Raw genomic sequence first — 14,314 nt, 5'->3', positions numbered from 1 at the left:
AACAAAAGTTACGGACTAGACTTTTTACCTAACCTACATTTGTACTGTAAAATTTAAAAACAATAAATATTTACATATGAAAAGATTATACAGTTTAACGGTTGGTTTTCTAAGTTTGGCATCACTGCTTCATGCTCAGGAAATCATTCAAATTTCAAAAGCGGATGTTTTGAACAGAGTTGTTGAAGACAACCAAACCATAAAAATATCCCAAGAAGATTTTAATGTTGCAAAAGGGGATTACAGGCAAACCAATGCTATTTTTTTGCCAAATATTAGCGTATCGCACACTGGTATTTCGACTACCAATCCGTTAATGGCATTTGGTTCTAAATTAAATCAGGGGATATTGACGACTGCCGATTTTGATCCCACCTTATTAAACAATCCAAATCAAACGCAAAATTTCGCCACTCTTATCGAAGTAAAGCAACCCATAATTAATGTCGATGGATTTTTGCAACGTAAAGCAGCCAAAACTAAAATGCAGGCTATGACGCTCCAAACCGAACGTACTAGCGATTATTTGATTTTTGAAGTAGATAAAGCGTATATGCAATTACAATTGGCTTACAGATTGGTAGATGTTATGGAAAAAGCCCTTGAAGCAGCCGAATCCAATAAACAGTTGGCAGATAATAGTTTTAAGCAAGGCTATTTACAGCGTGCCGATGTACTTGCTGTAGAGGTTAGAGTCACTGAAATAAAAAACCAATTGCAATCGGCAAAAAGCAATCTGGCGAACGCTTCCAATTATCTATCTTTTTTAATGAATGATAACAACAATATCATTTACAAACCATCAGATAGTTTGGCTATCAATAATTCTTATTCAGAAGTACCTTCACAAGTTTCCGTAGAACGCTCTGATATTAAAGCCATGCAATTAGCTTCAAATGCCTATGAAAGTATGCATAAAGCAGATAACATGACTTTTTTACCAACCCTAAATGCCTTTGGAAGTTATGAATTATATGATGATGCCATTTTTCAAGGTGGTGCCAATGGGTATGTGGTAGGGGCACAGTTAAGTTGGACGGTTTTAGATGGTACCAAACGTTTTGGAAAAGCTCAAAAAAGTAGAGCTGAGTATGAAAAATCGAAACTCCAATACGAGCAATATGTATCACAAAGTCAGTTAGAACTTAATAAAGCTAAACGGATGTTCATAGATGCCGAAAATAAATTGCAGCTTTCAAAACTAGCTATGGAGCAATCCCAAGAATCATTGAGGATACGAACCAATCGTTTTGAAGAAGGCTTAGAGAAAACATCCGATTTGTTAATGACAGAAACACAATTCGCACAAAAACAATTAGAATATTACCAAACCATTTTTGAATACAATTATGCACAAGCATATTTACAATTTTTAACCAAAGCATAAAAACACATGAAGACTATATATACAACAACCTTATTGGCATTAGCCATTTTAGCAACAAGTTGTGGAAGCGACGAGAAAAAATTAATCGCAGACACAACTACTGTTCCGGTAAAAGTGAGCTCCATAAATGAAAATAATAATAATCCTTTCTTAACTGCTAGTGGCACCATTCAGGCCGTTAACAGTGCCAATTTAAGTACGCGCATGATGGGATATGTTACTAATATCCCCGTAAACGTAGGTGATAAAGTAAAAAAGGGACAATTACTGGTTGCTATTAATAATTCCGATTTACAAGCAAAACGCTCACAGGTAAATGCTGGCATCATGGAAGCTACAGCTGCTTTCACAAATGCTGAAAAAGATTATAACAGATTCAAAAACCTATTTGCCGATGCGAGTGCTTCGCAAAAGGAATTGGATGACATCACCGCAAATTATAACATGGCAAAAGCCAGATTAGAAGGAGCCAAACAAATGAAAAACGAGGTGGATGCCCAATTTGCCTATGTTAATATTCGTGCCCCTTTTGATGGAATTATTACAGGTAAATTTATTAAGAATGGTGATATGGCCAACCCTGGGATGCCTTTAGTTGCTATGGAAATGCCAGCAGGTTTTGAAGTGACGGCGAGTGTTCCAGAGAGTGACATTTCTAAAATAACATTAGGTGCTGCGGTAACTGTTTTAGTTAAATCCTTAAATAAAGAGTTAAAGGGAAAAGTAACTGAGGTGAGTAGTTCTGCAAAGAATACAGGCGGACAATATATGGTAAAAGTCAATTTAGATAAAACGGATGTACCTATTTTATCAGGCATGTTTGTCACCGTTCAATTTCCTGTGGAAGCTCAAGAAAAAACGGATATGGTTTTAGTACCCCAAGAAGCCATTGTAACTAACGGTCAATTATCTGGGGTGTACACGGTAAGTGAAAGTAATACGGCATTATTACGATGGTTGCGATTGGGAAGAACGTTTGGAAACCAAGTGGAAGTGTTATCGGGTTTATCATCTAATGAAGCCTTTATTATTTCGGCTGATGGTAAGTTGTATAATGGCGTAAAAGTAAGTATTCAATAAAATTAATGCGTTAAGGATTATTCGTTGTTTGTTATTTTAAATTAATGAACTCATGAATACGATGTATTTGGAGTGAAAATCCTTTTTATTTGTCACATTGAGCGCAGTCGAAATGTTTTAGACAAATAAAAAGATTGCAACGAATAGCCTGTTAAAACACCCAAAAAATAATAAACATGCAAGAAGGAATTTCGGGTAAAATTGCCCATTTTTTCATCAACTCAAAACTAACCATTTTGTTGATGATTGGTTTGATGATTATTGGTACATACAGTTCATTTCTAATCCCAAGGGAAGAAGAACCTCAAATAAGCGTGCCTATGGCCGATGTCATGGTAGGTTATCCTGGAGCTAGCCCAACGGAGGTTGAAAGTAGGGTTATAAAACCTTTGGAAAAAATAATTTCTAATATTAAAGGAGTTGAACATGTGCACAGTATGGCAATGAATGGACAGGCCATGATCGTTGTTCAATTTTATGTTGGTGAAGATACAGAACGTTCGTATGTGAAATTATATGACGAGTTGATGAAACATGAAAACATGTTTCCGGAAGGAATTTACAAGCCTGTTGTAAAAACACGTTCTATTGATGATGTGCCTATGCTGGGACTAACGCTATGGAGTGAAAATTACGATGATTATGAACTGCGCCAATTGGCTGAAGAATTAACTTCGGAAATTGAAAAAGTGAAGGATGTATCCATCACCAAAGTCATAGGCGGAAGAAATAGGCAATTGAAAGTGGTTTTGGATAAGGATAAAATGGCTGGCAACGGGGTGGATGCTATGGGTATTATGCAAATGGTTCAAGCGAATAACAGTAGTTCTCAGTCAGGAAGTTTTGTAACGAATGATACGGAATATTTAATCACTACTGGGAAATTTTTAGAAACAACTGAAGACGTTGAAAATTTGGTGGTGGGTGTCAACAAAAATATGCCGGTATATTTAAAACAAGTGGCAACCATTAAAGACGGCCCAGAATCACCAAGTTCGTATGTATCTTTTGGATTCGGACAAGCCAACGACGCATTTAAAAATAACAAGTCTGAATATCCAGCAGTGACCATTTCGGTGTCTAAAGTAAAAGGAGCCGATGCCATGAAAATATCAGATAAGATTTTAGAGCACATCGATACGTTAAAGGAAACGTTAATTCCAAATGATGTTCATGTGGACGTCACCAGAAATTACGGAGAAACAGCATCCGATAAAGTTGGTGAATTGTTATTGCACTTGGGTGTTGCCATATTAGCCGTAACTATTTTGGTGATGTTGGCTATGGGTTGGCGTGGTGGTTTGGTGGTATTCTTTTCGGTGCCATTAACATTTGCCTTGACCTTGTTTGCTTATTATATGTTGGGTTATACCTTAAACCGAATCACGCTTTTTGCATTGGTTTTTGTGGTTGGGATTGTGGTTGATGATAGTATTATCATTGCCGAAAATATGCACAGGCATTTTAAAATGAAGCGCTTACCGTTTAAGCAAGCAGCTATTTATGCCATTAACGAAGTAGGTAACCCCACCATTTTAGCAACGTTCACCGTGATTGCTGCTATTTTACCCATGGCGTTTGTGTCCGGTATGATGGGGCCATATATGAGTCCGATGCCCATTGGTGCCTCTATAGCCATGATATTATCATTATTTGTGGCATTAACGGTGACACCCTATTTAGGTTATCATTTATTACAAGAAAAAGAGGGGCAAGCCCATAAAGAAGATGCAGGTTTAGAAACCAGTCGTATTTATAAAATCTACAAAAAAGTAGAACAGCCTTTTTTAGATAGTTCTAAAAAGCGTAACGTCATGTTCGTGCTTACGGGCGTGTTGCTTTTAGGTTCAGTACTCATGTTTTTTACCAAATCGGTTGCCGTAAAAATGTTGCCTTTTGATAACAAAAATGAATTTCAGGTGGTGATTGATATGCCAGAAGGTACGACCTTAGAAAGAACGGCTGTTGTTGCCCAAGAAATTGCACAATATTTAAAAACCGTTCCAGAAGTGGTAGATTATCAAAATTATATTGGTGCTTCGGCTCCCATAACTTTTAACGGATTGGTGCGTCATTACGATTTACGAGGAGGCAGTAATATGGCCGATATCCAAGTAAATCTGTTGCATAAGGAAGATCGGGATTTGCAAAGTCATGATATTGCAAAAGTAGTACGTCCGCATATTCAAAAAATAGCTAAAAAATTCGGAGCCAATGTAAAAATTGTTGAAGTGCCACCAGGACCGCCAGTGCTTTCAACCTTGGTTGCTGAGGTTTATGGGCCTAATTACGATGAGCAGATTAAAGTCGCCCAACAAGTTAAAACTATTTTGGAAAACACTACGGATGTGGTTGATGCCGATTGGATGGTAGAAGACAACCAAATTGAATACCGTTTGGAAGTAGATAAAGAAAAAGCCATGCTTTACGGTGTTGCGCCACAACAAGTGGTTGGTAATTTAACCTATTTGCTTCAGGAATATCCTATTTCCAATTTATATGATGAAACATCAAATGATAATGTGAGTATGGTGCTTTCATTGGATGATAAGGATAAAACCTCACTACAAGATATTCAGAATCTAAAAATAAAAAGTAGCCAAGGCAATATGATTCCTGTAAGCGATTTGGTAACTGTTAAAAAAGAAACTTTAGAAAAGACCATTTACCGAAAAGACCAAAAACGCGTGGTGTATGTATTGGCAGATATGGCTGGCGATTTGGAAAGTCCGGTATACGCCATTTTAGGTATGGAAGAAAAGCTTCAAAAAATTCAACTTCCTAAAGGTTATAAAATTAATGAATTGTATATGGATGCACCCACCGAAGAAACGGATTTCACGGTAAAATGGGATGGCGAATGGCAAATTACTTTGGAAGTCTTCCGCGATTTAGGTGCTGCGTTTTTAATAGTCATTGTGATTATTTACATGCTGATTGTTGGCTGGTTCCAAAACTTTAAAACACCGTTGGTGATGATGGTTGCCATTCCGTTATCGTTGGTCGGAATCGTATTAGGTCACTGGCTATTAGGAGCTTTCTTTACAGCGACATCCTTTATTGGGATGATTGCCCTTGCGGGTGTTATGGTTCGGAATTCGGTTTTATTAATCGATTTTATTGAAATCAGATTGAATGATGGTATTCCTATAAAGCAAGCCATTATTGATGCGGGTGCCGTGAGAACAACGCCCATTTTGTTAACAACTGGCGCCGTTGTTATTGGTGCTTCCATAATATTATTTGATCCTATTTTTCAAGGATTAGCGATTTCATTGGTGGCAGGAGCCATTGTTTCTACCATTCTAACCTTGCTTGTGGTGCCTTTAATTTATTATATCACTGAACGCAAAAAATGGGAGACTAACAATATTGAAGTGGAGACTCAAGAAGATATCGATGTAAATGCTAAAGAATCAAAACTATAAGCCATGAAGCTAGTTATTATTACCGCCATTAAAGAGTTTGAAAAAGACATCAAGCTTCAATTAAAAAAAGCCAATGTAAAAACATTCTCATTTCGAGATGTAACAGGTTATAGGGATAGCACTGAAGATGCTGTTGAATCTAATTGGTTTTCCAGTGAGATGAACCAAACGGAATCCATTCTTTTTTATGCCTTTGTTAAGGAAGAACATGTTGATTTATTGTTTGGACTCATCAGTGATTTTAACCAGCAACAACAAAGCTTGTCGCACATTCATCTAGCCGTTGTAAACATAGAAAAATCAAATTAAAAATTATTTAACATGAAAAACAGAATCGTCAGGGCCGTTGCAGGAACCTTTATACTAATAAGCTTATTGCTTGCCATTTATGTCAACCAAAACTGGTTATGGTTTACCGCTTTTGTGGGTGCCAATTTATTACAGTCATCCATCACAAAATGGTGCTTAATGGATACTATTTTAGAAAAATTGGGGATAAAAGACTAATTATTGCTATTAGTTTGTAACATTTTTCAGGCTGTTGCGTCTTATTGGTATCAATCAAAAACACAACAGCCATGAGAGAAGATAATCAACTTATAGTCATTACCCATTTAAGCCAATTGGTAACTTTGGTTACTGGTTTTGGAAGTTTAATCATTCCATTAATTCTTTGGGCGACACAAAAGGAAAAGGTATATAACATGGATACACACGGAAAGAATATTGTAAACTTTCAGTTAAGTCTAATTGTCTATTTTATTATATGCATTCCTTTAATTTTATTACTCGGACTTGGTCTTTTAGGCTTTATAGTTTTAGGAATCATATCCATCATTTTTCCTGTTATTAATGCAATAAAAGCCAGTAATGGTGAAACCCCAACATACCCATTTTCTTTTAAATTTATTAGTTAGTTTAGTTTTAGTATGGGATAAACAAAAAGCTCACCATTTGGTGAGCTTTTTTTATATTGACTTTGTCGAATCTTCGATTTCCTGCGAAGGCAGGAATCTATCTATTATTAGGTTTTGATTTAAAAAGATTCCTGCCTACGCAGGAATTGGATTAACTATTTAACATCACAGGCATCACCAACATGGTAATTTGTTCGCCCTCATCAAGGCCATCAACTGGGGTTAAAATACCAGCCCTGTTAGGTAAACTCATTTCCAACTGCACCTCGTCTGCATTTAGATTGCTCAGCATCTCCGTTAAAAAACGGGAGTTAAAGCCTATTTGCATATCATCTCCCTGGTAATCACAAGTCAAACGCTCTTCGGCTTTGTTGCTGTAATCAATATCTTCCGCAGAAATATTTAATTCGGCTCCTGCAATTTTAAGTCGGATCTGATGGGTTGTTTTATTTGAAAAGATGCTCACACGACGCACCGAATTTAAAAATTGTGTTCTGTCGATGGTTAATTTATTCGGATTTTCCTTTGGTATAACAGCTTCGTAATTAGGGTATTTGCCATCAATTAAACGGCAGATTAATTCTGAATTACCAAAAGTAAATTTAGCGTTCGAGTCGTTGTATTCTATTTTCACATCATCTTCACTAGCAGCCAAAATACCTTTTAAAAGATTCAACGGTTTTTTAGGCATGATGAATTCCGCTACTTGATTGGCTTTTACATCTTCACGTTTGTAACGCACCAATTTATGAGCATCGGTAGCAACAAAAGTTAATCCTTCGGTAGAAAATTGAAAAAACACACCGCTCATAACAGGTCTTAAATCATCATTACCAGCTGCAAAAATGGTTTTACTAATGGCAGTAGCCAAAATATCTCCAGTAACTACAGTAGTGCTTGGATCTTCAAGAGCCACCGCTTTTGGGAACTCATTTCCATTAGCGTACGCCAAGGCATATTTACCGTGATTGGAGCTTATCTCAACCGTATTATTATCTCCTACAACAAAGGTCAAAGGTTGTTCAGGAAACGTTTTTAAAGTCTCCAATAACAAGCGTGCTGGAATGGCAACACTACCTTTGCTATCGCTCTCAACTTCTAAAGAAGACAACATGGTGGTTTCCAAATCGCTGGCAGACACCGTTAATTTAGATTTGTCTAATTCAAATAAGAAATTATCTAAAATAGGTAAGGTGTTTGAACTGTTGATAACACCACCCAAAACCTGTAATTGTTTTAATAAATATGTGCTCGATACTATAAATTTCATTTGAAAGTTGTTGTTTTTATTTGTTGGCAACATAAAACATAACTAATTGGTTTGCTTTTTAAAAAAGCGAAACACAAGGTTGTTTCATGAAAACTAATGTGTTTTGATTGAATATATATTACTTACAAATATATCCCATACATCCTAAAATAGGAAACAAACTTATTAACATTTAGGCAGTGTATTTTTTCTTTCTAAAGTAGTTAAACCCAAAACCGAAGAAGCCTAATAATGCCAGTGGCAATGCGATATTTACGAGTTGCCACGTCGTTTTTTGGTCGGCAATTTTTTCCTGATTTAAGAAGGCTACCGTTATTTCTTTGGAACGAATGTTTATAAGTCCGTCATCGTCCAATAAATAATTAACGGCATTCAATAAAAATTCCTTGTTTCCGTACAATTGTCCGGTCCACTTATCAAAGCCCAATTCTTGGGGTTCACCTCTGGTGACATCATTTTTAATCACATCACCATCTGCAATCACAATCATTTTGGTTGGTTCGCTTTTATCCTTTTCTTCGGATAGTTTAAATGGTTTGATTCTGTTTTGGTACACCGATGTGAATTCACCTTCCAAAAGCACGGCCAGTATTTGATTACCATTATTGAACAAGGCTGGATTAGGTTCTTGTGTAACCATTTCAAGGCTTATTTGCCTTGGTGTACCTTCCAGTTTTGTAAGCGGTGCAGTTTCTAATAGAATGGTTTTCTTAATGTTATTTTTAAGCGTATCGATTTGATTGGCAAAATCGAACCGAACCAAGTTTAAATTGTTAACGATGGGATGATTGTCGTTTGAAGATGCCAAAGGAGAATAAGGCCATCTTAAGTGTTGAAATTGCGACTCGCTACCGTCGCCCATAGCCAAAGTAATGGGGGCAGAGTAGAGGGTACTGACCAGCACCGGATTTATTCTAACGCCATATTTAAAAAAGAAATCCGTTAAATTTAAATCCCGAATCACCGCAAAATTGCTTCCAGATTCATTATACAAACTATCTTTTTCCATGGCAACGGCATCAATAAGCCACAGACTTTTTCCGCCGTTCATGGTGTATTGATCTAGCACTAATTTTTCTTCTTCACTAAAAGCTTCGGTTGGTTTGGCAGCAATGATTAAATCGAAAACCTGTAAATCCTTTAATGTTTTTTGCGGATTTACAGCAACGCTATCCAACGTAAACGGTGCTAAATAATAGTATTCGCCTAATTTTTTGGCAAAGTCAGCAATGTAGCGATCTGGTAATTCACCATTACCTTTTAAAACAGCTATTTTTCTACTCTTAGGTTTTGTTAGTTTACTAAAACCATCGGCAAAAGCGTATTCCAAATGTTGCACGGAGTTTGTGACCAATTCTTGTTGTGAGGCACCGATTTTATTCTTTACCAGTGGAATAATTACGGTTTCGTCATTATAGCTTGCCAATGCCCACGGAAAAATAACTTCTTGGGTAGATTTTCCGCTTTCCTGCACGCTTAATTGCATGGGGGTTAATCCGCGCTGTACCAATTGCTGCATATTACTATCGCGTGTAGCTTCATCTTCCAGCGGATTCATGAAGTTGAAAACGATATTGCTATTTTTTGCTGAAAATTCTTCTAGTAATTGTCGGGTTTCATTTTGAAGCCGTCTAAATTCCGAAGGAAAATGGTCACCTTCTAAGAATACATCAATGATGATAGGTGATTCTACGCTGTTAATAATATTAATAGAAGCGTCGCTCAAGGTATAACGTTTATCTTTTGTTAAATCAAAGCGTTTAAAAGCGATGCTGCTTAGATAGTTAACACCTATTAAAGCTACTAAAAGAATGCCAATGTATTTTATATGTCTAGTCAAACTCTTTTTCCATTTGGTATTGCGAAATGCTCGTTACTTCATCATTTTTAAAAACAAGTTCCAAACATTCCTGGGTCATATTAAAAGCACCGGGTTTAAAACCAAGGTTATAGTTCCATTTGTCTTGAGAATTGGCTTTTATGGAATCGTCCCACCCATACCATTCACTAGTGCCTAAAATCGCCTTAACTTCATCTTTGGTTTTACCCAGAAACAAGTTTTGATTAACCACTTGGGTACTCATTTCGTACCTTAAGGCAGGTTTTTCTTTCCAAGCTTCCGAATCGAAATGCTTTTGGTGATGATAACTAAAAAAGATGTTTATAAACGGGTAAAAAACATAAAAATAGACAATAGGTGTTGCTATAATACTTATTAATAAGCTTACCCATTTGCGCTTGTCGATGGTGTTGGCAAATATCCATGTCAGGATAAAAACGGTAACAATAAAAATAACAAAAAGCGGTGTAACAATCATTTGGTCTCTCTGTTTAAATTGAGTTTAGTAATGGTTAAAAAGAAGAAGGAAACACTGAGAAAATAGATAATATCCCTGGTATCAAGAACGCCACGGCCCATACTTTTAAAGTGGTAACTCATGCCTAATTGTTCCATAAAAGTACTTGAGGTAAATTCTGAAATACCTTCAAATCCGATATAAAACAAAAAGCATAAAAACACCGAAAGTATAAAAGCCACGATTTGATTATCTGATAAGGTCGATGTAAAAATACCAATAGCGGTATAGGATGCCATTAAGAATAGAAGTCCGAAATAAGAACCCAAGGTACTACCCATATCTAAATTACCGATAGGATTTCCCAATTGATATACTGTATAAACATATAGCAAGGTTGGCAAAATAGCGATAATAATAAGAATGAGCGCCCCAAAATATTTACCAAGAACAATTTTTAAATGCGAAATGGGTTTGGTGAGCAATAATTCCAAAGTACCCTGTTTTTTTTCATCTGAAAAACTTCGCATGGTGACTGCGGGAATCAAGAAAATCAATATCCATGGTGCCAATAAAAAAAAGGATGATAAATCAGCAAAACCATAATCCAACACATTAAACTCCCCTTTAAAAATCCATAAAAACAAGCCGTTTAAAATCAAAAAAATAGCAATGACCAAATACCCTATGGGCGATGCAAAAAATGAATTGATTTCTTTCTTTAAAATGGCAAACATTTATTAAGTTAAAAGTTAAAAGTTAAAAGTTAAAAGTTAAAAGTTAAAAGTGTCTTCATTATTTATATTCTTGCAGTTTAGCAACAGGTTCTTTGACTTTAGTCACTAAGGGTGTTGCGGTAAAATTAACACTTACGGTGTCCATTAAATCCAAGCCCATTAAACTAGAGGCTGTACCTACGGTGTTTGGGTTGCTTCTATAAACAGCAATTTCTAAATAACCACCCGAATTAAATACCACCAAACCTCGGCCTTCATCATGGCGTTTATCTTCTGGAATATCAAAATTAACTACATCACTGTATTTTGAATAAACCGTTTTAAATTTATTATTTCTCGCCGAAATTTCAAAATCACGTCCTTTTTGAATGGTTTCAAAAAAGCCTTGTTTTATATTGGTTACAACGTTTCCATAATTGTCAATATAAATGATACTACCAATAATTTGGGTTTTATCTTCATTTATAAACGGCACAAGACTCTTTGTAGGTTTTATGGTATCAATGGTTTTTCCAATAACCTCCAACGTACCACCTCTTGCAATATGGCAAGCCACTTTTACAAACACATCCAACCCTGGGAAACTATCTAGAATTTTATCATGGATATTAATTTCAACAATTTTTTCAGGCGCAATCTCACTGCACAGCATGCTCATAATACCATTATCGGCACAAATAAAATAATGCTCGTCCAGTTGTACGGCAAGGTGCTTGTTTTCGGGATTTAACTCAGAATCCACCCCAATAATATGAACACTTCCTTTAGGAAAACTTTTATAGGCATTCTGAATGATGTAAGCGGCCTGCGGAATGTTGAAAGGCGATACAAAGTGTGAGATATCAACAATTTTCACATCGGGGAGTTCACAATAGATAGCGCCTTTTATAGCACCTACAAAGTGATCTTTTTCACCAAAATCGGAAGTTAATGTGATAATCGCCATCGGCAAATTGTTGATATGTTTTTAACGTTTGGTTACTCAAAATTAGTATTTTTGAGTTTTACGAGATTGTTTTACAAACCTACATAAATTTTCGTTTTGGTTTTTATAATTCGAACGAAAAATAAAGGTCATAAAGTCTTATTTAACAAAATAAAAAATACTGAATAAATAATAAATCATTTCATCTGAGTAAACATTATTTTCGTTAATCTTAGTTGAAAATAAAACAAAAAGAACCGCCCTTGAACGAAATTGTTATTGAACTTGAAGAAATCACTCCAAAAGAGTTTTTTGGACCAGAAAACATCAATATTGAACTTCTTAAAAAGTATTTTCCTAAACTTAAAATTGTAGCACGAGGTAATAAAGTCAAAGCATTTGGCGATGATGAATTACTGGAAGAATTTGATCGTCGTGTCAATATGCTCATCAAACATTTCACAAAATATAACAAGCTTGACGAAAATGTTATTGAGCGTGTTTTAACAAGCCAAACCAGTGATGATTATACAACATCGCAAAAAAGTGGCGAGGTTTTGGTGCATGGTGTAGGAGGGAAACTTATAAAAGCGGAAACAGCCAATCAGCGTAAAATGGTTGAGCTTATGCGTACTAATGACATGGTTTTCGCTATTGGCCCAGCTGGTACAGGTAAAACCTATACGGGTGTTGCGCTAGCGGTTCAGGCACTAAAAAATAAAGAGGTCAAGCGTATTATCTTAACAAGGCCAGCGGTGGAAGCAGGGGAGAATTTAGGCTTTTTACCAGGTGATTTAAAGGAAAAACTAGACCCATACATGCAACCCTTATATGATGCCTTAAGGGATATGATTCCTGCTGAAAAATTGGCACTTTATATTGAAAATGGTACCATACAAATTGCACCTTTGGCGTTTATGCGTGGACGCACCTTAGATAATGCGTTTGTGATTTTGGATGAAGGACAAAACACGACCCATAACCAAATGAAGATGTTTTTGACCCGTATGGGAAAAAATGCAAAGTTTTTATTGACGGGCGACCCAGGGCAAATCGATTTACCAAGACGTACCATTTCGGGGTTGAAGGAAGCTTTATTGATTTTAAAAAATGTGGAAGGCGTGGGTATGATCTTTTTAGATGATAAAGATGTGCTTCGTCACCGATTGGTTAAAAAGATTATTGATGCTTATAAGCATATTGAAAACGTGGAGTAGTCGTTTTTCATTCCTGTAAAACATTAATCCATAAAATGAACCGTCATTTTGAGGACATAGGACGAAGCAATCTCTTAAATTTAATGTAAAAACTTACAGATTATTTCGATTTTGCATTCCTTGTAATGACGAATAGCATTAAAAAGCCAGTTATTAATCTAACTGGCTTTTTTATTTAGTGCATGCTTTTATCAGGCAGTCAAATGATTAGGGGTTTTATACCATGATGTCTCTTAAAATTCTATAAACTTTAACAAAAATAATGTAAAAAGGGTAGCTATAAATCATCTAGATTTGCACTATAAAATATTAAGAAAACAACATGAAAAAATTATTTTTTATTATCGGATTATTAGGATTTAGTCCAATTTTTGCTCAAGAAACTGAGATAAACATTACGCCAGACAACTCATGGTTTAAAGCAGGAGTAACCGCTGGTATTCCAGTAGGTGATGCTAGCGATTTTGCATCATTTAATTTAGGTTTAGACCTAAGAGGGCAATACTTGTTCAATCCAAATTTCGGCATTGGTGTAGCTTCTGGTTATACCCATTTTTTTGGTAAAGATGGTTTTGATGATTTTGGTATCATTCCTTTAGCTGGATTTGCACGTTATTATTTTGCACCTGAAGGCTTATTTTTAGGAGCCGATTTAGGGTATGGTTTTTTAACGAATGTTGATAACAACTCTGGTGGATTGTATGTTAACCCTCAAATTGGTTACCATAACAGAGATTGGAATTTGTATGCGTTTTACCAAAATACCTTTGCAGAAAACGATGTTGATTTGCAAACGGTTGGTGTTGGTGTAACATACAATATTAGATTTAATTAAATTTAAATAAGACTTCTTGATACAATTCTCTTCGGGCGAATTACTCGAACGGATATTTAAGGTTAGGATATTAATTTTAGTCTGCCTGTCAGTTCAAGTAAAATATAGAGGAATGAGATATTTTATATCGAGAACTTTCGTTAGTTATTCTATAAAAACAAACTAACAAATTTCATTTAAAATACATATTTGAATTAGAAAAGGAGAAAGTTTATTTCTCC

The 14,314-nt window shown here is 35.8% G+C and carries 13 protein-coding genes; 8 read left to right on the top strand and 5 right to left on the bottom strand.

Annotation, left to right across the window (positions count from 1 at the left end):
• Positions 1–76 precede the first annotated feature (76 nt).
• The 6 genes from CDH49_RS06300 to CDH49_RS06275 all read left to right on the top strand — a co-directional run bounded on the left by CDH49_RS06300 (position 77) and on the right by CDH49_RS06275 (position 6,812).
• Complete coding sequence (locus CDH49_RS06300; protein ID WP_100614601.1) at positions 77–1,387, top strand: TolC family protein; 1,311 nt, start codon at positions 77–79, stop codon at positions 1,385–1,387.
• Between the two features lie 6 nt (positions 1,388–1,393).
• Positions 1,394–2,467: an efflux RND transporter periplasmic adaptor subunit gene (locus CDH49_RS06295; protein ID WP_100614600.1), complete on the top strand. Its 1,074-nt coding sequence runs from the start codon at positions 1,394–1,396 to the stop codon at positions 2,465–2,467.
• Between the two features lie 176 nt (positions 2,468–2,643).
• Positions 2,644–5,895 carry an efflux RND transporter permease subunit gene (locus CDH49_RS06290; RefSeq protein WP_100614599.1) on the top strand — a complete coding sequence of 1,084 codons (3,252 nt, stop codon included), beginning with the start codon at positions 2,644–2,646 and terminating at the stop codon, positions 5,893–5,895.
• A 3-nt stretch (positions 5,896–5,898) separates the two neighbouring features.
• Positions 5,899–6,204, top strand: coding sequence for a hypothetical protein (locus CDH49_RS06285; RefSeq protein ID WP_100614598.1), 306 nt, complete (start codon positions 5,899–5,901; stop codon positions 6,202–6,204).
• A gap of 12 nt (positions 6,205–6,216) precedes the next feature.
• A complete protein-coding gene (locus tag CDH49_RS06280) occupies positions 6,217–6,402 on the top strand; it encodes a YgaP family membrane protein (RefSeq protein WP_100614597.1) in 186 nt (61 codons plus the stop codon).
• A 71-nt stretch (positions 6,403–6,473) separates the two neighbouring features.
• On the top strand, positions 6,474–6,812 hold the full coding sequence (locus CDH49_RS06275; RefSeq protein WP_100614906.1) for a DUF4870 domain-containing protein: 339 nt from the start codon (positions 6,474–6,476) through the stop codon (positions 6,810–6,812).
• A 151-nt stretch (positions 6,813–6,963) separates the two neighbouring features.
• On the opposite strand, the gene dnaN is transcribed toward CDH49_RS06275, so the two are convergent.
• From dnaN to CDH49_RS06250, 5 genes are all read right to left on the bottom strand, one after another.
• On the bottom strand, positions 6,964–8,082 hold the full coding sequence (gene dnaN / locus CDH49_RS06270; RefSeq protein WP_100614905.1) for a DNA polymerase III subunit beta: 1,119 nt from the start codon (positions 8,080–8,082) through the stop codon (positions 6,964–6,966).
• Positions 8,083–8,254: 172 nt separating this feature from the next.
• Positions 8,255–9,922, bottom strand: coding sequence for a gliding motility-associated ABC transporter substrate-binding protein GldG (gene gldG / locus CDH49_RS06265; protein ID WP_100614596.1), 1,668 nt, complete (start codon positions 9,920–9,922; stop codon positions 8,255–8,257).
• On the bottom strand, positions 9,915–10,400 hold the full coding sequence (locus CDH49_RS06260) for a hypothetical protein (RefSeq protein WP_100614595.1): 486 nt from the start codon (positions 10,398–10,400) through the stop codon (positions 9,915–9,917). The genes gldG and CDH49_RS06260 overlap by 8 nt, the downstream gene beginning before the upstream one ends.
• Positions 10,397–11,116: a gliding motility-associated ABC transporter permease subunit GldF gene (gldF, locus tag CDH49_RS06255; protein WP_100614594.1), complete on the bottom strand. Its 720-nt coding sequence runs from the start codon at positions 11,114–11,116 to the stop codon at positions 10,397–10,399. The genes CDH49_RS06260 and gldF overlap by 4 nt, the downstream gene beginning before the upstream one ends.
• 58 nt (positions 11,117–11,174) lie before the next feature.
• Positions 11,175–12,062 carry an SAM hydrolase/SAM-dependent halogenase family protein gene (locus tag CDH49_RS06250; RefSeq protein ID WP_100614593.1) on the bottom strand — a complete coding sequence of 296 codons (888 nt, stop codon included), beginning with the start codon at positions 12,060–12,062 and terminating at the stop codon, positions 11,175–11,177.
• Between the two features lie 242 nt (positions 12,063–12,304).
• On the opposite strand from CDH49_RS06250, the gene CDH49_RS06245 reads away from it, so the two are divergent.
• Both CDH49_RS06245 and CDH49_RS06240 read left to right on the top strand, forming a co-directional pair.
• Positions 12,305–13,258 (top strand): PhoH family protein, encoded by a 954-nt coding sequence (locus tag CDH49_RS06245; RefSeq protein ID WP_100614904.1) that lies wholly within the window; start codon positions 12,305–12,307, stop codon positions 13,256–13,258.
• Positions 13,259–13,580: 322 nt separating this feature from the next.
• Complete coding sequence (locus tag CDH49_RS06240) at positions 13,581–14,093, top strand: hypothetical protein (protein ID WP_100614592.1); 513 nt, start codon at positions 13,581–13,583, stop codon at positions 14,091–14,093.
• Positions 14,094–14,314 lie beyond the last annotated feature (221 nt).

This window comes from Confluentibacter citreus (assembly GCF_002807055.1).
GTDB lineage: Bacteria > Bacteroidota > Bacteroidia > Flavobacteriales > Flavobacteriaceae > Confluentibacter > Confluentibacter citreus.
The sequence above is the reverse complement of the archived record's forward strand: the minus strand, read 5'-3'. Positions and strand labels throughout refer to the sequence as shown.